Genomic DNA, 20,701 nt, shown 5'->3' with positions numbered 1-20,701 from the left:
TTCGAGTTCCACTATGAGTGCTCTTTCAAAGGGATGGTCCGTGGTCGTTCCAGCCAGGCGCCTTCGCCGTCGGGAACGATTTCGACCACATCGACTTGCGAGCCGCTGATGGCGACGATCCGTCCATCGTTACGCCCCAGGTAATCGCCGACTTTCAACCGATGCACACCGCCCGCCCCGCGCAGCAGCGCAAAGGAGCCGGAGGCATTGGAGATGGTGCCGACCATTTCAAACTGCTCGATGTTGAAACCTTCGAGGTATTGCTTGACCCGATTGGGGTCGGGCTTGACGTTGCGTGAACCGTGCTTCTGGCCCGCCAGGTCAACCCTGACCTGCCGGGAAAACGGACTGCGCAGGTTCGCCGCGCTGTACGTGAACGTGGGGTAAGACCGGAATGTCGGCGTTGGTTCAATCTTGCCCGGCGGACGCAGGCGCACTTCGTTCAGGTACGCGTCCAGGTCGCCGAAGCCATTGTCGCCGCCGCAACCGGCCAGCCCCGCCAACAACACCCCCATCGAAAAACAACGCAACGGGCTCATTTTTGCAGCCCCTTGTCGTTGTAGCGGTAGGTCTTGGCGAGGATGCTCATGCGCAGCTTCGTCCCGCCGTCAGGATTGGCCGGCGCCAGGTCAAAGTCATGCAGGGTGACGATGCGCGGCAGGCCGGCCACGCCACTGACGAACGTGGCCAGGTCGTGATAGGCGCCGGTGACGGTGATCTGGATCGGCAATTCAATGTAGAACTGCTGGGTGACTTCCGGCAGCAACTTGATTTCTTCGAATTCCAGACCGCTGCCCAGGCCGGTACGGGTGATGTCCTCCAGCAAACCGGGGACTTCGGTGTCGCTGGGCAGTTGGCGCAACAGTACACCAAAGGAGTTCTCCATCTCCTTCATCTGCTGGGTATAGAGCTCGAGGTTCGCCGCCATACTGGCCTTGCTGGCGAATTGCTCCTTGAGCGTCGACTCTTCCGTGCGCTTGAGATCGAGCTCGTTTTGCTGGTCGCTGATGAAGAAGTTGTAGCCCAGCGCCAACACCAGAACCATCAGCAGGATGCCCGCCAACGCCTTGATTGCCGGTGGCCAGGAGCCGATGTTGTTGGTGTCCAGATCATTGATGTCGATCTTGCGCAGCCCTTCGAACCATTCCGATGGCGTCATTTAGCGGCCTCCATCGAGACTGGTCGGGTCTGACGCACGGTCAACTGAAAGACGTTGGCCTGGTCCAACTGACCGGCGGTCGTCGCCTTGACCTCGGTCAGGCTTGGCGCGTCGAACCAGTCCGAGGCATCGAGATTGCGCATCAGCTCCGAGACCTTGTTGTTCGACTCGGCCGCGCCGGTAATGGCCAGGCTCTTGCCTTGCATTTTCACTTCGGTGAAATACACGCCGTCCGGCAGGGTACGCGCCAACTGCTCGAAGATACGCCCGCTGATCTGCCGGTTGCCCTGCAGGTCCTGGATGATGCGCATGCGCTCCACCAGTTGCTGGCGGCGGGCCTTGAGGTCGCTGATTTGCTTGATCCGCTCATCGACCACGGCGATCTGTTTGCCGAGGTAATCGTTGCGGGCCATTTGCTGGCTGATGGCGCTGCTGAAAACCTGGTTGGCAATCAGGACCAGGCCCACCGAACCGACCAGCACGCCCACCAACGTCAGCAGAAAGCGCTTTCGGCGCTCTTCGCGCAGCTCTTCACGCCAGGGTAAAAGGTTGATCCGCGCCATCAGTCGAAACTCCTGAGGGCCAGACCGCAGGCAATCATCAAGGCCGGCGCATCGCTGGCCAGGGCGCCGGCGTTGACCTTGCTGCTCAGCGACATGTCGGCGAACGGGTTGGCGACCTGGGTCGGGGTGCCCAGTCGTTGTTCGATCAACCGATCGAGCCCGGGCACCGAGGCCGTGCCGCCGGCCAGCAGAATATAGTCGACCGCGTTGTACTGGCCGGACGCAAAGAAAAACTGCAATGAACGGGAGACCTGCTGCACCAACGCTTCGCGGAACGGTTGCAACACCTCGCTGACGTAGTCGTCCGGCAAGCCGCCCTGTTTCTTCGCCAGCCCGGCCTGCTCGACCGTCAGGCCGTAACGGCGCTGGATCTCTTCGGTGAGTTGGCGACCGCCGAACAATTGTTCGCGGGTGTAGATGATCCGGCCGTTGTGCAGCACGCTCAGGGTGGTCATGGTCGCGCCGATGTCCACCACCGCAACGGTCGGACGCTCTTGATTGGAAGCGAGCTGGGGCGCCAGCAGGCCAAAGGAGCGCTCCAGGGCGTAGGCTTCGACGTCCACGACCTTGGCGGTCAACCCGGCCAGGGCCAGGGCAGCCTCACGGACCTCGACGTTTTCTTTTCGACAGGCGGCAAGCAAAACATTGACCCGTTCGGGGTTGCGCACCGACACATTCTGGACTTCGAAGTCGATGGCGACCTCGTCCAAAGGGTAAGGAATGTATTGATCGGCCTCGATCTTGAGCTGGTTTTCCATCTCGTCGTCGGACAGCCCGGCATCCATCTCGATGGTCTTGGTGATCACCGCCGAACCGGCCACGGCCACGGCGACATTGCGGATCCCGGTGCGGGCCTTGAGCAGCACGCGAGACAGGGCCTGGCCCACGCCTTCGAGCTCGGCGATGTTTTTTTCGATGACGGCGCTGGCCGGCAGCGGTTCGACCGCATAGGCCTCGACCCGGTAGCGATCGCCCTGGCGGCTCAGCTCCAGAAGCTTCACCGACGTGGAGCTGATGTCGATCCCCAGAAGCGTTCTGGTCTTTTTATTGAAGAGTCCTAGCACTACCAATTCCCTATGACTATCCGTGAGTTACGGACTCTGTAATGTGCATTGCGTTCAATCACTGCGTCTTGACAGAAGCGCCAATGACGCCCCCGGCGGAAAAATGCTTATAATGCCCAGCGATTTTTTCCGCTTTTACTGCCCGCGCGGGTCGTTCTCTGTGTAGTCGAGACCCTGACGCCAAATTCATTCTTTACCCTGGATGTCCAAACGCCTTGATTCGTCTGCTGAAATTTTTCGGTTGGTCCATCGTCGCCGTTTTCTGCGGACTGCTTTTAGGTCTCAGTGGCGCCTATCTTTACCTTAGTCCGGGTTTGCCGTCCGTGGAGGCGCTGAGAAGCATTCAGTTGCAGATTCCTCTACGGGTATACAGCAGCGATAACAAGTTGATTGCAGAATTCGGCGAAATGCGCCGCACGCCGATCCGGTTCGCCGACATTCCCCCCAATTTCATCAATGCGTTACTAAGTGCTGAAGACGATAACTTCGCCAACCACTATGGCGTCGACCCGAGCAGCCTGATGCGTGCGGCGACCCAATTGGTCAAAAGCGGCCACATCCAGTCCGGCGGCAGCACCATTACCATGCAGGTCGCGAAGAACTTCTTCCTGACCAGCGAACGCAGCTTCTCGCGCAAAACCACTGAAATCCTCCTGGCCTTGCAGATTGAACGGCAGTTGACCAAGGACGAAATCCTTGAGTTGTACGTCAACAAGATCTACCTGGGCAACCGCGCCTACGGCATCGAGGCCGCCGCGCAGGTTTACTACGGCAAATCGATCCGTGATGTGAGCCTGGCGCAGATGGCGATGATCGCCGGTCTGCCCAAAGCCCCGTCGCGCTTCAACCCGTTGGCCAACCCGGCCCGCAGCAAGGAGCGTCGCGACTGGATCCTGGGGCGCATGTACAAGCTCGGGAAAATCACCGAAGCCGACTACACCACCGCGATCAACGAACCGCTGAACGCCAGCTATCACGTGCCGACCCCGGAAGTGAATGCGCCGTACATCGCTGAAATGGCCCGCGCCGAAATGGTCGGCCGCTATGGCAGCGACGCCTACACCGAAGGTTTCCGCGTCACCACCACGGTGCCGAGCAACTTGCAGGAAATGGCCAACACCGCGCTCCACGAAGGCTTGATGACCTACGACCAGCGTCACGGCTATCGTGGTCCCGAGTCGCGCCTGCCGGGCAAGACCCGCGAAGCCTGGGCCACCGAACTGACCAAGCAGCGCACCATCAGCAGCCTGGAGCCGGCCATCGTTACCCAGGTCGACAAGAATGGCCTGCAAGTGATGACCCGCACCGGCGACGAGCACGTCAGTTGGGACACCATGAAATGGGCACGGCCATTCCTCAACACCAACAGCATGGGTGCCAATCCGAAGCAGCCGGCGGACGTGGCCCAAGTCGGCGACCTGATTCGTGTGCAGCGCCAGCCGGACAACTCACTGAAGTTCAGCCAGATCCCGCAGGCACAGGGCGCCTTGGTTTCCCTGGATCCGCAGAACGGCGCAATTCGCTCGCTGGTCGGCGGCTTCGCTTTCGAGCAGAGCAACTACAACCGCGCCTTGCAAGCCAAGCGTCAGCCGGGCTCGAGCTTCAAACCGTTCGTCTACAGTGCCGCCCTGGATAACGGCTACACCGCCGCCACCCTGGTGAACGATGCGCCGATCGTGTTTGTCGACGAGTACCTGGACAAGGTCTGGCGTCCGAAGAACGACACCAACACCTTCCTCGGCCCGATCCGCTTGCGCGAAGGCCTGTACAAGTCGCGTAACCTGGTGTCGATCCGTCTGCTGCAGGCCTTGGGCGTTGATCGCACCATCGATTACATCAGCAAGTTCGGCTTCAACAAGCAGGACCTGCCACGCAACCTGTCCCTGGCCCTCGGCACCGCGACCCTCACGCCGATGGAAATCGCCACCGGCTGGAGCACGTTCGCCAACGGCGGCTACAAGATCACGCCGTACATCATCGACAAGATCGAAAGCCGCAACGGCGACACGCTGTTCGTCGCCAATCCGCCGAGCGTGCCTAAGGGCGATGCGGCGACCAGTGGCATCGCCGCACCGGTCGCCCAGACGTTCACGGTCAACCCGCCTCCTGGCGAGGCCACGACCGCTCCCGCTACGGTGCCGCAAACCCCGGCCCTGGCCGAACGTATCGTCGATGGCCGCACCACGTTCATTCTCAACAGCATGCTGGAGGACGTGATCAAGCGTGGCACCGGCCGTCGCGCACTGGCTTTGGGCCGCTCCGACATCGCAGGCAAGACCGGTACGACCAACGAATCCAAGGACGCCTGGTTCTCCGGTTACAACGCCGATTACGTGACCACGGTCTGGACCGGTTTCGACCAACCCGAGAGCCTCGGTCGCAGAGAGTTCGGCGGCACCGTCGCGCTGCCGATCTGGATGAACTACATGGCTGCCGCGCTCAAGGATAAGCCGCCACACACGCAAGCGGAGCCGGAAGGCATCCTCAGCCTGCGGGTCGACCCGGTCAGCGGCCGTGCGGCCACGCCAAGCACGCCTGGGGCCTACTTCGAGCTGTTCAAGGCCGAAGACACGCCACCGACGGCCAGCGAACTGGGCAACGGCACCGCGCCGGGCAGCCCGTTGCCGGCGGACGAAGCGGCGCCGATCGATTTGTTCTAGAGAAACAGCTACAAGCGGCAAGCTTTAAGCGGTAAGAAGAAGCAAGAGCCATGCGCACCGCTTTTAACTTGCAGCTTGTAGCTTGCCACTTGAAGCCCATAAAAAACCCAGCACTAGGCTGGGTTTTTTATGGGCGCTGCGATGATCGTTCCCTCGCTCCGCGTGGGAATGCCTCAACGGACGCTCCGCGTTCGGCTGTGAGAAGGGACGCGGAGCGTCCCGGGCTGCATTCCTTTGCTGCGCGTGGGAACGATCAAAACAGCTACAAGCGGCAAGCTTTAAGCGGCAAGAAGAAGCAAGAGCCATGCGCGCCGCTTTTGACTTGCAGCTTGTAGCTTGTCACTTGAAGCCCATAAAAAACCCAGCACTAGGCTGGGTTTTTTATGGGCGCTGCTCTTATCCGTTGAACACGTCATCCACGCTTTTCAGCGGGTAGTTCTTCGGATACGGCAGGGTCGCTACGCCGGTCTCGATAGCGGCTTTGGCCACGGCATCGGAGATCACGGTGATCAGGCGGGCGTCCATTGGTTTCGGGATGATGTACTCACGACCGAATTCCAGCTTGATGCCGCCGTAGGCGTCGCACACTTCCTGAGGAACCGGCAGCTTGGCCAGTTCACGCAGGGCGTTGGCCGCAGCCACTTTCATTTCTTCGTTGATGCGCTTGGCGCGAACGTCCAGGGCACCACGGAAGATGAACGGGAAGCCCAGTACGTTGTTGACCTGGTTCGGGTAGTCCGAACGGCCGGTCGCCATGATCACGTCATCACGGGTGGCGTGAGCCAGTTCCGGGGCGATTTCCGGATCAGGGTTGGAGCACGCGAACACGATCGGGTTGGCCGCCATGGACTTCAGGCCTTCGGCGCTCAGCAGGTTCGGGCCGGACAGGCCGACGAACACGTCTGCACCGGTCAGGGCGTCAGCCAGGGTGCGTTTTTCAGTCGCGTGAGCGAACACAGCCTTGTACTGGTTCAGGTCGTCACGGCCGGAGTGGATCACACCGGTACGGTCAACCATGAAGATGTTTTCGATGTTGGCGCCCATGCTCACCAGCAATTTCATGCAGGAGATGGCGGCCGCACCGGCGCCCAGGCAGACGATCTTGGCGTCGGCCAGGGTTTTGCCAGCGATTTCTAGGGCGTTGATCATGCCGGCCGCGGTAACGATCGCGGTGCCGTGCTGGTCATCGTGGAACACTGGAATGTCGCACTGCTCGATCAGGGCACGTTCGATCTCAAAGCACTCAGGTGCCTTGATGTCTTCCAGGTTGATGCCACCGAAGGTGATGGAGATACGCTTGACGGTGTCGATGAAGGCTTGCGGGCTTTCGGAGTCGACTTCGATGTCGAACACGTCGATGCCGGCGAAGCGCTTGAACAGCACGCCTTTGCCTTCCATCACAGGCTTGGAAGCCAATGGGCCGAGGTTACCCAGGCCGAGAATCGCGGTGCCATCGGAAATGACTGCAACCAGGTTGCCTTTGCCGGTGTATTTGTAGGCCAGTTCAGGATCGCGGGCGATTTCGCGTACTGGTTCGGCTACGCCGGGGCTGTAGGCCAGCGACAGGTCGCGGGCGGTAGCGGTGGCCTTGGTGAGCTCGACACTCAGCTTCCCTGGACGAGGATGGGCGTGATATTCGAGAGCGGCAGTTTTCAAATCAGACATGTGGGCATTCCGCTTTTTACTGTTGGACAGACGGACCGCCGAGGATACGCGTGTCGCAAAGTCCCTACAAGACTGACCAGTCACCCCTGTCAAGCGCCCGGGCCTACGACTTTGGGCCAAGAGCCACGGAACACAAGGGGTTGACTGTTCACAATCCCATCAAAAAATGTCTACAATTTTTTATCGGCGTCCTGCTTGAAGCATAGCCGGATCACTCAAAGGTAAAAGCCATCGCGCCTGGCCTTTTTCGAGTCCGCCCCGACGCGAACGGTCCAGCACCCAGCCACGCGCCTCGATCTGCTTGCCCTTCAGACGTTCCAGCGCGGCCACATCGAACCGCCCCAGCACATTGGGTGCAACGCGCAATACAACTGAATCCTGCAACTCGATCCAAACCCCGCCGCGATTGCGCTGAACCTTGCTCACACGACCGCTGAGCAGCGCAAAACCGGACGCCTTGATCTGATCCGCTTTCAGTACAGGCGATTGCCGCCATAGCCCGCGACCCGCCTGCCGGGCCGCGCGTTCCGCCGCCTGCTGGCAACTCACCAAATCGACATTCGGCGCGATCGCCACCTGAAAACCGAGACCTTCGGCGAGCATTTGCGCCTCGAGACTGGCGCCGTCGGCACTGTAGACATGGGCCAATGTGCGACCGTAGCGATCCTTGCCCTCTTTACCCGGCAGCAAACCGACCCGGCCCTTGCTGGCAGCCACCAACGCTTCGAGGCGTTTGCGCGCCGCCACGGCGAAGGGTTCGTCGCTTCGGCCTTGCTTGCCCAGTTCCGGGGTGTTCAGGCCGATCATGCGCACGCTGCGGCCATCGCGCAGGCGCAGGGTGTCGCCGTCCACCACCCGTTGCACGGCAACAGGCGTCAAACCGCTCGGCGCAGGGCAAAAGGCCTGGGCGCCGGAAAGCCAAATCGCAGACACAAAAAAGGCGCCCACAAGGGACGCCTTTTTCATTAGCAAGGAAAAGCCCATAAGGCCTTTGAACCTTACTCTGCAGCAGCAGGTTTCTTGCCGAAGGCACCGAAACGGTCTGCGAAGCGCTGTACACGGCCGCCAGTATCCAGAGTCTTCTGCTTACCGGTGTAGAACGGGTGGCACTCGTTGCATACGTCAGTACCCAGTGGCTTGCACAGGTTCGAACGGGTTTCGAACTTGTTGCCGCAGCTGCAAGTGACTGCAATGGTTTCGTACGCTGGATGGATATCGGCTTTCATGGTGTATTCCTCAGGCTAGCGTGCCGCCACTCAACACTATTGTTGAATACCGCACGTAATTAGGCCGCGGATTCTACCAGACCTTTGCAATCACGCAAGCTGTCCCTTCTACCGACCGTCTGCTAGGCTCCCTGCCTTCTTCACCGCCCCATCATCGAGAAAACCTTCGCGTGCCCGACGCCATTCTGCGCCTCGCCCTGCCCTCGCCCCTGCGCCGCCTGTTCGATTACCGTGCCCCGGCCGGGGTCCTGCGCGCCCAGTTGCAGCCGGGCATGCGCCTGCGGGTGCCGTTCGGCCGGCGGGAGATGATCGGCATTCTGGTGGAGGTCACCGACACCAGCGAAGTGCCGGTGGAAAAGCTCAAGCCGGCCATCGCCCTGCTCGATACCACGCCGCCGCTGCCACCGGCGCTGTTCAAGCTGTGCCTGTGGACGTCCCAGTATTACCAGCACAGCCTCGGCGATACCTTGAGCTGGGCGCTGCCGGTGCTGCTGCGCCAGGGCGAACTGGCCGAAGCCCGCCAAGAGCGCTTCTGGTCCGCCGCCCCCGGCGCCAGCCTGGATGATCCGCGCATCGCCCGCGCTCCGCGTCAGCGTGAAGCCCTGGCCACGCTGGCCCAGCACCCCCACGGTGTCGCTCATCAGTTGCTGAGCAAATTGATGCTGAGCAAGGACAGCCTCGACCTGTTGCTGGCCAAAGACCTGGTGCAAGTCGAAATCCGCAAACACGCCCCCGACGCCCGCCACGAACGCTGGCTGGCGCAACCGGAACTTCCGCTCAACCCGGAACAGCGCGCAGCCTACGAGGCGATCCGCGCCGGGTTCGACAGCTATCACGCGTTCCTGCTGGCCGGCGTCACCGGCAGTGGCAAGACCGAAGTCTATTTGCAGTTGATCCGCGAAACCCTCGAAGCCGGCAAGCAAGCGCTGGTGCTGATCCCGGAGATCAACCTCGGGCCGCAGACCCTGGCGCGCTTCGAGCAGCGCTTCAATGCGCGCATCGCGCTGATCCACTCGGCGGTCAATGATCGCGAACGCCTGGAAGCCTGGCTCGCGGCCCGGGACGGCGATGCCGACATTATTATCGGCACCCGTTCGGCGCTGTTCACGCCGATGAAAAACCCCGGCCTGATCATCATCGACGAAGAGCACGACGGCTCCTATAAACAGCAGGAGGGCCTGCGCTACCACGCTCGCGACCTGGCGCTGGTCCGTGCGCGGCAGGAAAACATCCCGATTGTCCTCGGCTCCGCCACGCCTTCGCTGGAAAGCCTGCATAACGCCTACACCGGTCGTTACGGTCTCCTACGCTTGAACGAGCGTGCAGGTGGCGCCAAGCAGCCGCGTTTCCTGCGCCTGGATGTGAAAAGCCGTCCACTGGACAGCGGCATTTCCGGGCCGATGCAGCAAGCCATCGGTCAGACCCTGGCCGCCGGCCAGCAAGTATTGGTCTTTCTCAACCGTCGCGGTTTTGCCCCGACCTTGCTTTGCCACGATTGCGGCTGGATGTCCGAGTGTCAGCGCTGCGATGCGCGGATGACTGTGCACCAGCGCTCCGGCGAGCTGCGCTGCCACCATTGCGGCTACGTCGAACGCGTGCCCCGGCACTGCCCGAAATGCGGCAAGGTCGATCTGCGGCCCGTGGGCGCGGGCACCGAGCGCGCCGAAGAGCGTTTGGCGATTCTGTTCCCGGACGTGCCGGTGCTGCGGGTCGATCGCGACAGTACGTCGCGCAAGGACGCGATGAATCAGCTGTTCGCCACCATCCAGAAAGGCCAGCCGTGCATTCTGGTCGGCACGCAGATGCTTGCCAAAGGGCACCACTTTCCACGGGTGACGCTGGTGTCGATTCTGGATGCCGACGGCGGGTTGTTCTCCGGCGACTTCCGCGCCAGCGAGCGCATGGCGCAGCTGATCGTCCAGGTCGCCGGCCGCGCCGGCCGGGCTGAAGAGCCGGGCCGAGTGATCATCCAGACCCACCTGGCCGACCATCCGCTGCTGGTGCAACTGACTGAACAGGGTTACTTCGCGTTTGCCGAGCAAGCCTTGAGCGAACGTCGCGCCGCCGGCCTGCCGCCATTTGCGCACCTGGCACTGCTGCGGGCCGAAGCGCACAAACCGGGACAGGCCGAAGGCTTTCTCGATGAGGCGTGCAGCGAGGCGGAACGATTGCTGGCCGAGCAGAACCTGAGCGGGATCGAATTGCTCGGGCCGGTGCCGGCGCCGATGGAGCGTCGGGCCGGGCGTTATCGGGCGCAGTTGTTGTTGCAGGCCACGGCGCGGGCGCCGCTGCATCGGTTGCTCAGCAGCTGGTTGTTGATGCTGGAACAGATGCCGAGTGGGCGGGCGGTGCGGTGGTCATTGGATGTTGATCCCGTCGATTTGTATTGATTTTGAGATCGCCACATATCCCTAACCTGCCCGCTATAGTTGGCAAGCACGTCCATGCCACGGATAATGCCCAGTTTTTCCACTAGCGCATCCAGGCGCCGCCGCGCTTGCGGTCGAAAGAGAACACCATGAAAGACACCATTCGCCAGCTGATCCAACAAGCCATCACCCAACTCGTCAACGAAGGTGTGTTGCCTGAAGGCCTGTCGCCGGCGATCCAGGTGGAAAACTCCCGCGACAAGAAGAACGGCGACTTCGCCAGCAATATCGCGATGATGCTGGCCAAACCGGCGGGCATGAAGCCCCGCGATCTGGCGGAAAAGATCATCGCCGCCCTGCCCGCTGACGAAAACGTCACCAAGACCGAAATCGCCGGTCCGGGCTTCCTGAACTTCTTCCAGAACACTGACGCCCTGGCTTCGCGCCTGGACGCCGCTTTGGCCGACCAGCATGTCGGCGTGCGCAAGTCCGGTCCGGTGCAGCGAACCGTGGTCGACCTGTCGGCACCGAACCTGGCCAAAGAGATGCACGTCGGCCACTTGCGCTCGACCATCATTGGCGACGGCGTGGCGCGCGTACTGGAATTCCTCGGCGACGAAGTGATCCGTCAGAACCACGTCGGCGACTGGGGCACCCAGTTCGGCATGCTGATGGCCTATCTGCAGGAAAACCCGATCACCAGTGACGAGCTGTCGGACCTGGAAAACTTCTACCGCGCCGCCAAGCAGCGCTTCGACGAATCCGAAGAGTTCGCCGACCGCGCCCGTGGCCTGGTGGTCAAGTTGCAGGCCGGCGACGCCGAGTGCCTGGCCCTGTGGACACGCTTCCGCGATATCTCGCTGTCCCACTGCCAGGCGATCTACGAACAACTGAACGTGAAACTGACCATGGCCGACGTGATGGGCGAAAGCGCCTACAACGACGACCTGATCAACGTGGTCAATGACCTCAAGGCTGCTGGCCTGCTGGTCGAGAGCAACGGCGCCCAGTGCGTGTTCCTCGACGAATTCAAGAACGCCGACGGCGACCCGCTGCCGGTGATCATCGTCAAGGCCGACGGTGGCTACCTCTACGCCACCACCGACCTGGCGGCCGTGCGTTATCGCAGCGGCAAGCTCAAGGCTGATCGCGCGCTGTACTTCGTCGACCAGCGCCAGGCCCTGCACTTCCAGCAAGTGTTCCAGGTCGCGCGCCTGGCCGGTTTCGTGACGCACCCGATGGAAATGGAGCACATGGGCTTCGGCACCATGAACGGCGCCGATGGCCGTCCGTTCAAGACCCGTGACGGCGGCACCGTGAAACTGGTGGACCTGCTGAACGAAGCCAAGGACCGCGCCTACACCCTGGTGAAAGAGAAGAACCCGGAGCTGGCCGAAGACGATCTGCGCAACATCGCCAAGGTCGTGGGCATTGGCGCGGTGAAATACGCCGACCTGTCCAAGCACCGCACCAGCGACTACAGCTTCAACTTCGACCTGATGCTGAACTTCGAAGGCAACACCGCGCCGTACCTGCTGTACGCCTACACCCGCGTCGCCGGTGTATTCCGCAAGCTGGGCAAGGATTTCACCGAAGTCGAAGGCCAGATTGTCCTTGAAGCACCGCACGAACATGAGCTGGCGGCCAAACTGGCGCAGTTCGGCGAAGTGCTGAACAACGTTTCCGACAAAGGAACGCCGCACATCCTCTGCACCTACCTGTACGATGTCGCCGGTCTGTTCTCCAGCTTCTACGAGAACTGCCCGATCCTCACCGCCGACACTCCGGCGCAAATGCAGAGCCGCCTGCGCCTCGCCGCGCTGACCGGCCGCACACTCAAGCAAGGCCTGGAACTCTTGGGTCTGGAAACTCTGGAGCGTATGTAAGTTGGCTGCCAAGAAAAAACCTGCACCCAAGCGTGGCGCCAGTCGTTACACCGCTCCTGCCAAACAGCCGATCCCGGGCTGGCTGTGGATGGCCATCGGCCTGACGGTCGGCGCGTTTATCGTGTTCCTGATGAAACTGGAGCCGGGCAAGGGCAGTGAAAGCGTCAAGCGCGAAAAAATCGAGCAGCAGAAAGCCAGCAAGATCGCCGAGGCCAACAAGACCCCGCCGAGCCCGACGCAACCGGTGAAGCCGAAGTACGACTTCTACACCCTGTTGCCGGAATCGGAAGTGATCGTGCCGCCGGACGCGGTGCCGGAGAAAACCCTGCCGACGCCGCAAGTACCGACGGTGCCGACCACCCCGGTGACGCCAGAGCAAGCCGCGAAGATCGACACCGCACGGGCCCAGGCCGCGCTCGCCGGGATCACCCCGCCACCGCCGCCACCGGTTTCCAAAGCGGCACCGGTGACCAAGTTCTTCTTGCAGGCGGGCTCGTTCCGCAAGGAAGCTGACGCCGACAAGGTTCGCGCGCAGATCATCTTGCTCGGCCAGGCCGTGGCGGTTGAGTCCGGCATGGTCAAGGATGAAACCTGGTATCGGGTATTGGTCGGGCCGTTCAGCAACCGCGAACAACTGACCACCGCCCAGAAACAACTGGCCGGCAGCGGTTTCAGCAACCTGTTGTTACAACAACGCCAGAGCCGCTGATTTCGTCAGCAGTACCGCGTGATCGTTCTTCGCGGGCAAGCCTCGCTCCTACAGGAAATGCGCCGTTCGCCGTAAATGCGAACGACATAAACCTGTAGGAGCGAGGCTTGCCCGCGAAGGCGCCAGAACAAACAACACACCCTCCCCCGCTTAACACCGCTCGTCCCCCGCCGCTGCTTACAGTTGAAAAAATCTCCACCACCCCCATATGAGTTGGCATAAGGCATTTTCGCCCCGCTGCGTGGAGACTCTCCCTTGACCACCATCGTTTCAGTTCGCCGCCACGGCAAAGTCGTCATGGGCGGCGACGGCCAGGTTTCTCTCGGCAATACCGTGATGAAAGGCAACGCGAAGAAAGTTCGTCGCCTGTACCACGGTCAGGTCATCGCCGGTTTTGCCGGGGCCACCGCTGACGCCTTCACCCTGTTCGAGCGTTTTGAAGGCCAGCTCGAGAAACATCAGGGTCACCTGGTTCGCGCCGCCGTCGAACTCGCCAAAGAATGGCGCACCGACCGCTCCCTCAGCCGCCTCGAAGCCATGCTCGCGGTCGCCAACAAAGACGCTTCCCTGATCATCACCGGCAACGGTGACGTGGTCGAACCCGAAGAAGGTCTGATCGCCATGGGTTCCGGTGGCGGCTACGCTCAAGCCGCAGCCAGCGCCTTGCTGAAGAAAACCGACCTGTCGGCTCGGGAAATCGTCGAAACCGCGCTCGGTATCGCCGGCGACATCTGTGTATTCACCAACCACACCTTCACCATTGAGGAGCAGGACCTCGCCGAGTAAGCCTGTTTCGGCCTTGTGCCACGGCTCACTTTGACCAGAGGACCGCCAATTACTATGTCCATGACTCCCCGTGAAATCGTCCACGAACTCAATCGCCATATCATCGGCCAGGACGATGCCAAGCGCGCCGTCGCCATCGCGCTGCGTAACCGCTGGCGCCGGATGCAGCTGCCGGAAGAGCTGCGTGTTGAAGTAACACCAAAGAACATCCTGATGATCGGCCCGACCGGTGTCGGTAAAACCGAGATCGCCCGTCGCCTGGCCAAGCTGGCCAACGCGCCGTTCATCAAAGTCGAAGCGACCAAGTTCACCGAAGTCGGCTATGTCGGCCGTGACGTCGAGTCGATCATTCGTGATCTGGCTGACGCCGCGATCAAGCTGCTGCGCGAACAGGAAATGACCAAGGTTCGCCACCGCGCCGAAGACGCCGCCGAAGACCGCATCCTCGACGCCCTGCTGCCACCGGCACGCATGGGTTTCAGCAACGAAGAATCGACGTCGTCGGCTGATTCCAACACCCGTCAGCTGTTCCGCAAGCGCCTGCGTGAAGGCCAGCTGGATGACAAGGAGATCGAAATCGAAGTCGCCGAAGTGGCGGGCGTCGATATCTCTGCGCCACCGGGCATGGAAGAGATGACCAACCAGCTGCAAAGCCTGTTCGCCAACATGGGCAAGGGCAAAAAGAAAAGCCGCAAGCTCAAGGTCAAGGAAGCCCTGAAACTGGTGCGTGACGAAGAAGCCGGGCGCCTGGTCAACGACGAAGAGTTGAAGGCCAAGGCCCTGGAAGCGGTCGAGCAGCACGGTATCGTGTTCATCGACGAAATCGACAAGGTCGCCAAGCGCGGCAATTCCGGTGGCGTCGACGTCTCCCGTGAAGGCGTGCAACGCGACTTGCTGCCGCTGATCGAAGGCTGCACCGTCAACACCAAGCTGGGCATGGTCAAGACTGACCACATCCTGTTTATCGCCTCCGGTGCGTTCCATTTGAGCAAGCCGAGTGACCTGGTGCCTGAGCTGCAAGGTCGTCTGCCGATCCGCGTGGAATTGAAGGCGCTGACCCCGGAAGACTTCGAGCGCATCCTCAGCGAACCACACGCGTCGCTGACCGAGCAGTATTGCGCCCTGCTGAAAACCGAAGGCTTGACCATCGAGTTCCAGCCGGACGGGATCAAGCGCATCGCCGAGATCGCCTGGCAGGTCAACGAGAAAACCGAGAACATCGGTGCCCGTCGCCTGCACACGCTGCTTGAGCGTCTGCTGGAAGAGGTGTCGTTCAGCGCCGGCGACCTGGCCAGCGCCCACGATGACAAGGTGATCCTGATCGACGCCGAGTACGTCAACAGCCACCTCGGTGAATTGGCGCAGAACGAAGACCTGTCGCGCTACATTCTGTAGAGCGACAAGTTGCAAGCCGCAAGCTGCAAGTTGGTCACCTACCTCTTGCAGCTTGAAGCTTGGAGCTTGTAGGCTGGCTCCATGAGCCAGATTCCCACCGACATCAAGTTGCACAAAGCCTCGAAAACCCTGTCGCTGAAATACGCGTCCGGCGAGGAATATCACCTGCCCGCCGAGTTCCTGCGCGTGCATTCTCCCTCCGCCGAGGTCCAGGGCCACGGCAAACCTATCCTGCAATTTGGCAAGATCGCCGTCGGCCTGAGCAAAGTAGAACCGGCCGGTCAGTACGCACTGAAATTGACCTTCGATGACGGCCACGACAGCGGCCTGTTCACCTGGGAATACCTGTACCAGTTGGCCGTGCGCCAGGAAGACCTCTGGAACGATTATCTTGCCGAGCTCAAAGCCGCTGGCAAAACCCGCGATCCGAGCCAGTCCATCGTCAAGCTGATGCTCTAGGTCAGGCCTCTTGCTCTTTAGAGGGCATTTTCTAATTTCATCTGTTTGAATGCTCCGCTGCGACGTCGAGGATCGGCCCGCTTGCGAAAAAAATTAAACTCGGGTAACCAATGGAACTGGCAAGTTCCCTGCAGTGCTCGTTGTGTTGAAAAAGCAGCGATGCAGTATTAACGGTCACCCGAGCAGCAGTACCTGGTATTGGTTGTGTGACTACACGGCTGGCCCCGGGTACTCGTCTCAGGACAATGGAGCGTCGTAGATGAGTAACAAGAACAACGATGACCTGAAGTATCAAGCCTCGGAAAACACCCTGGGGCTTAATCCTGTTGTTGGGCTGCGTGGAAAGGATCTACTGGCTTCTGCTCGGATGGTGCTCCGGCAGGCCATCAAACAACCGATTCACAGCGTCAAGCATGTCGCTCATTTCAGCCTCGAACTCAAGAATGTGCTGTTCGGCAAATCCGAGCTGCACCCGCCGGGCGATGACCGTCGCTTTGCCGATCCGGCCTGGAGCCAGAACCCGCTTTACAAACGTTATCTGCAAACTTACCTGGCGTGGCGCAAGGAACTGCATGCCTGGATCGACGACAGCAGCCTGTCGCCCAAAGACGTCGCCCGCGGGCACTTCGTGATCAACCTCATGACCGAAGCCATGGCCCCGACCAACAGTGCGGCCAACCCCGCGGCGGTCAAGCGCTTCTTCGAAACCGGCGGCAAGAGCCTGCTCGACGGCCTCTCCCATCTGGCCAAGGACATCGTCCACAACGGTGGCATGCCGAGCCAGGTCAACATGGGCGCCTTCGAAGTCGGCAAATCCCTGGGTGTGACCGAAGGCGCGGTGGTGTTTCGCAACGACGTGCTGGAGCTGATCCAGTACCGGCCGATCACCGAGCAGGTGCACGAACGCCCCCTGCTGGTGGTCCCGCCGCAGATCAACAAGTTCTATGTCTTCGACCTGAGCCCAGACAAGAGCCTGGCGCGCTTCTGCCTGCGCAACAACGTACAGACGTTCATTGTCAGCTGGCGCAACCCGACCAAGGAACAGCGCGAGTGGGGCCTGTCCACCTACATCGAGGCGCTCAAGGAAGCGGTGGATGTGGTGATGGCGATCACCGGCAGCAAAGACGTGAACATGCTCGGCGCCTGTTCCGGCGGCATCACCTGCACCGCCCTGCTGGGCCACTACGCGGCGATCGGCGAGAAGAAGGTCAACGCCCTGACCTTGCTGGTGAGCGTGCTGGACACCACCCTGGACAGCGACGTGGCCCTGTTCGTCGACGAGCAGACCCTCGAAGCCGCCAAGCGTCATTCCTACCAGGCCGGCGTACTGGAAGGCCGCGACATGGCGAAAGTCTTTGCCTGGATGCGCCCCAACGACCTGATCTGGAACTACTGGGTCAACAACTACCTGTTGGGTAACGAGCCGCCGGTGTTCGACATCCTGTTCTGGAACAACGACACCACCCGGTTGCCGGCCGCGTTCCACGGCGATCTGATCGAGATGTTCAAGAGCAATCCACTGATCCGCGCCAACGCCCTGGAAGTGTGCGGCACGCCGATCGATCTCAAGCAGGTCACCGCCGACATCTTTTCCCTGGCCGGTACCAACGACCACATCACCCCGTGGAAGTCCTGCTACAAATCGGCGCAACTGTTCGGCGGCAACGTCGAATTCGTGCTGTCGAGCAGCGGGCACATCCAGAGCATCCTCAACCCGCCGGGCAACCCGAAGTCGCGCTACATGACCAGCGCCGACATGCCGGTGAAGGCCGAGGACTGGCAAGAGAACTCCACCAAGCACACCGATTCCTGGTGGCTGCATTGGCAAGCATGGCAGGCCGAGCGTTCAGGCAAGCTGAAGAAATCCCCGACTGTTCTGGGCAACAAAACCTACACGGCGGGCGAAGCTGCGCCGGGCACTTACGTACATGAGCGGTAACTGACACACCTCGCCCTCTGTAGGAGCGAAGCTTGCTCGCGAAAGCGGTCGTTCATTCAACGTAGATGTCGACTGGACTGACGTCTTCGCGAGCAAGCTTCGCTCCTACAGGGGATCGGGGATGAATTTGAGAGCGAGACCCACAGGGCCTGAAGCATGCCGCAACCGTTCATTTTTCGTACCGTCGACTTGGATGGCCAGACCCTCCGCACTGCGGTACGCCCCGGCAAGCCTCACTTGACGCCCTTGCTGATTTTCAACGGCATCGGCGCCAACCTGGAGCTGGTGTTTCCGTTCGTCGCGGCGCTGGACCCGGACCTGGAAGTCATCGCCTTCGACGTTCCCGGGGTTGGCGGCTCGTCAACGCCGAATCACCCGTATCGCTTCCCGGGCCTGGCAAAACTCACGGCACGGATGCTCGACTATCTCGACTACGGCCAAGTCAACGTGATCGGCGTGTCCTGGGGCGGTGCCCTGGCGCAACAGTTCGCCTATGACTATCCGGAGCGCTGCAAGAAACTGGTGCTGGCGGCCACGGCAGCGGGCGCGGTAATGGTGCCCGGCAAGCCGAAAGTGCTGTGGATGATGGCCAGCCCACGGCGTTATATCCAGCCATCCCACGTGATCCGCATTGCACCGATGATCTACGGCGGCTCGTTCCGCCGCGACCCGACGCTGGCCGCCAGCCATGCGGCGAAGGTGCGTTCGGCGGGCAAGCTCGGTTACTACTGGCAGCTGTTCGCCGGCCTCGGCTGGACCAGCATTCACTGGCTGCACAAGATCCACCAGCCGACGCTGGTGCTGGCCGGCGATGACGATCCGCTGATCCCACTGATCAACATGCGCATCCTGGCCTGGCGGATTCCCAACGCCCAGTTGCACATCATCGATGACGGGCATCTGTTCCTGATTACCCGCGCCGAAGCGGTGGCGCCGATCATCATGAAATTCCTCGAGGAAGAGCGGCAGCGCGCTGTGATGCATCCGCATCCGACGCCATTGGGCGGCTAATCCGCCGTTCAGCCGACGGAAAGGGAATGGCAGGACGCCGTTCCGCGCAACAACCCATAACAGCGTCTATGGTGTTCTGGTTCGGTGTGTTTGTTTTTGGCCTGAAGACGAAGGAGTGTTGATTCATGCGCGAAAAACCAGCGAGGGAGTTTTTGCCCACTCCCGCCGCGTTCATCAACGCACAGAGTGCGATTACCGGCCTGCGCGGTCGGGATCTGTTTTCAACCCTGCGCAGTGTTGCCGCCCATGGTTTGCGCAACCCGGTGCACAGCGCCCGGCATGCCCTGAAACTGGGTGGCCAGTTGGGTCGTGTGCTGTTGGGGGAAACCCTGCACCCGACCAACCCGCATGACAGTCGCTTTGCCGACCCGGCATGGAGCCTCAACCCGTTCTATCGGCGCAGCTTGCAGGCTTATCTGAGCTGGCAGAAACAGGTCAAGAACTGGATCGACGAGAGCGCCATGAGCCCCGATGATCGCGCCCGCGCCCACTTCGCCTTCGCCCTGCTCAACGATGCCGTGGCCCCGTCCAACACCTTGCTCAATCCGCTGGCGATCAAGGAGATATTCAACTCCGGCGGCAACAGCCTGGTGCGGGGTGTCGGGCACCTGATCGACGATTTCCTGCACAACGATGGCTTGCCCCGGCAGGTCACCAAGCAAGCCTTCGAGGTCGGTAGAACCGTCGCTACCACCACCGGCTCGGTGGTGTTTCGCAACGAGCTGCTGGAGCTGATCCAGTACAAGCCGATGAGCGAAAAGCAGTATTCCAAACCGCTGCTGGTGGTGCCGCCGCAGATCAACAAGTACTACATTTTCGACCTCAGCCCGCACAACAGCTTCGTCCAGTTCGCCCTGAAGAACGGCCTGCAAACCTTCATGATCAGCTGGCGCAACCCGGATGTGCGTCACCGCGAGTGGGGGCTGTCGACCTATGTGGAAGCCGTGGAAGAAGCGATGAACGTGTGCCGGGCGATCACCGGCGCCCGGGAAGTCAACCTGATGGGCGCCTGCGCCGGCGGGCTGACCATTGCCGCGTTGCAGGGTCATCTCCAGGCCAAGCGGCAACTGCGCCGAGTGTCGAGCGCGACCTATCTGGTAAGCCTGCTCGACAGCCAAATGGACAGCCCGGCCACCCTGTTCGCCGACGAACAGACCCTGGAAGCGGCCAAGCGCCGTTCCTATCAGAAGGGCGTGCTCGACGGTCGCGACATGGCCAAAGTGTTCGCCTGGATGCGCCCCAACGATTTGATCTGGAGTTATTTCGTCAATAACTACCTGCTGGGCAAGGAGCCGCCGGCGTTCGACATCCTCTACTGGAACAACGACAACACACGCCTGCCCGCGGCGTTCCACGGCGACCTGCTGGACTTCTTCAAGCACAACCCGCTGAGCCATCCGGGCGGTCTGGAAGTGTGTGGCACGCCGATCGACTTGCAGAAAGTCACGGTCGACAGTTTCAGCGTGGCCGGCATAAACGATCACATCACGCCGTGGGATGCGGTGTATCGCTCGACCCTGCTGCTGGGCGGTGAGCGTCGCTTTGTGCTGTCCAACAGCGGCCATGTGCAGAGCATTCTCAACCCGCCGTCCAACCCGAAAGCCAACTTCGTCGAAAGCCCGAAACTGAGCAGCGACCCACGGGCCTGGTATTACGACGCCAAGCAAACCGATGGCAGTTGGTGGACCCCCTGGTTGAGCTGGATTCAGGAACGTTCCGGCGCGCAAAAAGAAACCCACATGGCCCTCGGCAACCAGAACTATCCACCGATGGAAGCCGCACCCGGCACTTACGTCCGCGTGCGCTGACG

The 20,701-nt window shown here is 61.2% G+C and carries 17 protein-coding genes; 10 read left to right on the top strand and 7 right to left on the bottom strand.

All coding sequences use genetic code 11. The annotated features are described in order from the left end of the window. Positions 1-11: 11 nt before the first annotated feature. The 4 genes from ACY4LX_RS03375 to ACY4LX_RS03360 are packed head-to-tail and all read right to left on the bottom strand — an operon-like array spanning position 12 to position 2,786. Positions 12-539, bottom strand: coding sequence for a pilus assembly protein PilP (locus ACY4LX_RS03375; RefSeq protein ID WP_149659172.1), 528 nt, complete (start codon positions 537-539; stop codon positions 12-14). Then, positions 536-1,159 carry a type 4a pilus biogenesis protein PilO gene (pilO, locus tag ACY4LX_RS03370; RefSeq protein WP_149659171.1) on the bottom strand — a complete coding sequence of 208 codons (624 nt, stop codon included), beginning with the start codon at positions 1,157-1,159 and terminating at the stop codon, positions 536-538. The genes ACY4LX_RS03375 and pilO overlap by 4 nt, the downstream gene beginning before the upstream one ends. After that, a complete protein-coding gene (locus ACY4LX_RS03365; RefSeq protein ID WP_149659170.1) occupies positions 1,156-1,722 on the bottom strand; it encodes a PilN domain-containing protein in 567 nt (188 codons plus the stop codon). The genes pilO and ACY4LX_RS03365 overlap by 4 nt, the downstream gene beginning before the upstream one ends. Then, positions 1,722-2,786 carry a pilus assembly protein PilM gene (locus tag ACY4LX_RS03360; protein WP_463259164.1) on the bottom strand — a complete coding sequence of 355 codons (1,065 nt, stop codon included), beginning with the start codon at positions 2,784-2,786 and terminating at the stop codon, positions 1,722-1,724. The genes ACY4LX_RS03365 and ACY4LX_RS03360 overlap by 1 nt, the downstream gene beginning before the upstream one ends. Before the next feature lie 218 nt (positions 2,787-3,004). On the opposite strand from ACY4LX_RS03360, the gene ACY4LX_RS03355 reads away from it, so the two are divergent. Further along, positions 3,005-5,446, top strand: a complete 2,442-nt coding sequence (locus ACY4LX_RS03355; RefSeq protein WP_372242345.1) for a penicillin-binding protein 1A — start codon at positions 3,005-3,007, stop codon at positions 5,444-5,446. A gap of 396 nt (positions 5,447-5,842) precedes the next feature. On the opposite strand, the gene ACY4LX_RS03350 is transcribed toward ACY4LX_RS03355, so the two are convergent. The 3 genes from ACY4LX_RS03350 to rpmE form a co-directional block, all read right to left on the bottom strand. Then, positions 5,843-7,111: a malic enzyme-like NAD(P)-binding protein gene (locus ACY4LX_RS03350; RefSeq protein ID WP_054054610.1), complete on the bottom strand. Its 1,269-nt coding sequence runs from the start codon at positions 7,109-7,111 to the stop codon at positions 5,843-5,845. Positions 7,112-7,291: 180 nt separating this feature from the next. Beyond that, a complete protein-coding gene (locus tag ACY4LX_RS03345; RefSeq protein ID WP_463259163.1) occupies positions 7,292-8,095 on the bottom strand; it encodes a thermonuclease family protein in 804 nt (267 codons plus the stop codon). Positions 8,096-8,109: 14 nt separating this feature from the next. Next, on the bottom strand, positions 8,110-8,337 hold the full coding sequence (gene rpmE, locus ACY4LX_RS03340) for a 50S ribosomal protein L31 (protein ID WP_123511093.1): 228 nt from the start codon (positions 8,335-8,337) through the stop codon (positions 8,110-8,112). Positions 8,338-8,507: 170 nt separating this feature from the next. On the opposite strand from rpmE, the gene ACY4LX_RS03335 reads away from it, so the two are divergent. From ACY4LX_RS03335 to phaC (ACY4LX_RS03295), 9 genes are all read left to right on the top strand, one after another. After that, positions 8,508-10,727 carry a primosomal protein N' gene (locus ACY4LX_RS03335; protein WP_463259162.1) on the top strand — a complete coding sequence of 740 codons (2,220 nt, stop codon included), beginning with the start codon at positions 8,508-8,510 and terminating at the stop codon, positions 10,725-10,727. 128 nt (positions 10,728-10,855) lie between these two features. Further along, entirely contained in the window at positions 10,856-12,592 is a 1,737-nt protein-coding gene (gene argS, locus ACY4LX_RS03330) for an arginine--tRNA ligase (protein ID WP_463259161.1), read from the top strand. A gap of 1 nt (position 12,593) precedes the next feature. Then, complete coding sequence (locus tag ACY4LX_RS03325; protein WP_123402550.1) at positions 12,594-13,301, top strand: SPOR domain-containing protein; 708 nt, start codon at positions 12,594-12,596, stop codon at positions 13,299-13,301. 255 nt (positions 13,302-13,556) lie between these two features. Then, positions 13,557-14,087, top strand: coding sequence for an ATP-dependent protease subunit HslV (gene hslV / locus ACY4LX_RS03320; RefSeq protein ID WP_007899242.1), 531 nt, complete (start codon positions 13,557-13,559; stop codon positions 14,085-14,087). A 54-nt stretch (positions 14,088-14,141) separates the two neighbouring features. Further along, complete coding sequence (gene hslU / locus ACY4LX_RS03315) at positions 14,142-15,482, top strand: ATP-dependent protease ATPase subunit HslU (RefSeq protein ID WP_133837878.1); 1,341 nt, start codon at positions 14,142-14,144, stop codon at positions 15,480-15,482. A gap of 81 nt (positions 15,483-15,563) precedes the next feature. Beyond that, the gene (locus ACY4LX_RS03310) at positions 15,564-15,941 is read left to right on the top strand and encodes a gamma-butyrobetaine hydroxylase family protein (RefSeq protein ID WP_149659164.1); all 378 of its coding nucleotides are present in this window, start codon (positions 15,564-15,566) and stop codon (positions 15,939-15,941) included. Between the two features lie 259 nt (positions 15,942-16,200). Next, positions 16,201-17,880 (top strand): class II poly(R)-hydroxyalkanoic acid synthase, encoded by a 1,680-nt coding sequence (gene phaC / locus ACY4LX_RS03305; protein WP_149659163.1) that lies wholly within the window; start codon positions 16,201-16,203, stop codon positions 17,878-17,880. 156 nt (positions 17,881-18,036) lie between these two features. Continuing rightward, entirely contained in the window at positions 18,037-18,891 is an 855-nt protein-coding gene (gene phaZ / locus ACY4LX_RS03300) for a poly(3-hydroxyalkanoate) depolymerase (RefSeq protein WP_133837875.1), read from the top strand. A gap of 125 nt (positions 18,892-19,016) precedes the next feature. After that, positions 19,017-20,699: a class II poly(R)-hydroxyalkanoic acid synthase gene (phaC, locus tag ACY4LX_RS03295; RefSeq protein WP_463259160.1), complete on the top strand. Its 1,683-nt coding sequence runs from the start codon at positions 19,017-19,019 to the stop codon at positions 20,697-20,699. Positions 20,700-20,701 lie beyond the last annotated feature (2 nt).

This window comes from Pseudomonas sp. Emmai (genome assembly GCF_055179735.1).
Note: the sequence above shows the minus strand (reverse complement) of the source record. Positions and strands in the feature narration are given on the sequence as shown.

Bases quoted from the DNA above. Each gene is read 5' to 3' on its own strand.
- ACY4LX_RS03350 (WP_054054610.1), bottom strand. From the start codon at position 7,111: ATGTCTGATTTGAAAACTGCCGCTCTCGAATATCACGCCCATCCTCGT.
- hslU (WP_133837878.1), top strand. From the start codon at position 14,142: ATGTCCATGACTCCCCGTGAAATCGTCCACGAACTCAATCGCCATATC.
- phaZ (WP_133837875.1), top strand. From the start codon at position 18,037: ATGCCGCAACCGTTCATTTTTCGTACCGTCGACTTGGATGGCCAGACC.
- phaC (WP_149659163.1), top strand. From the start codon at position 16,201: ATGAGTAACAAGAACAACGATGACCTGAAGTATCAAGCCTCGGAAAAC.
- ACY4LX_RS03365 (WP_149659170.1), bottom strand. From the start codon at position 1,722: ATGGCGCGGATCAACCTTTTACCCTGGCGTGAAGAGCTGCGCGAAGAG.
- ACY4LX_RS03345 (WP_463259163.1), bottom strand. From the start codon at position 8,095: ATGGGCTTTTCCTTGCTAATGAAAAAGGCGTCCCTTGTGGGCGCCTTT.
- rpmE (WP_123511093.1), bottom strand. From the start codon at position 8,337: ATGAAAGCCGATATCCATCCAGCGTACGAAACCATTGCAGTCACTTGC.
- ACY4LX_RS03375 (WP_149659172.1), bottom strand. From the start codon at position 539: ATGAGCCCGTTGCGTTGTTTTTCGATGGGGGTGTTGTTGGCGGGGCTG.
- pilO (WP_149659171.1), bottom strand. From the start codon at position 1,159: ATGACGCCATCGGAATGGTTCGAAGGGCTGCGCAAGATCGACATCAAT.
- ACY4LX_RS03310 (WP_149659164.1), top strand. From the start codon at position 15,564: ATGAGCCAGATTCCCACCGACATCAAGTTGCACAAAGCCTCGAAAACC.
- argS (WP_463259161.1), top strand. From the start codon at position 10,856: ATGAAAGACACCATTCGCCAGCTGATCCAACAAGCCATCACCCAACTC.
- phaC (WP_463259160.1), top strand. From the start codon at position 19,017: ATGCGCGAAAAACCAGCGAGGGAGTTTTTGCCCACTCCCGCCGCGTTC.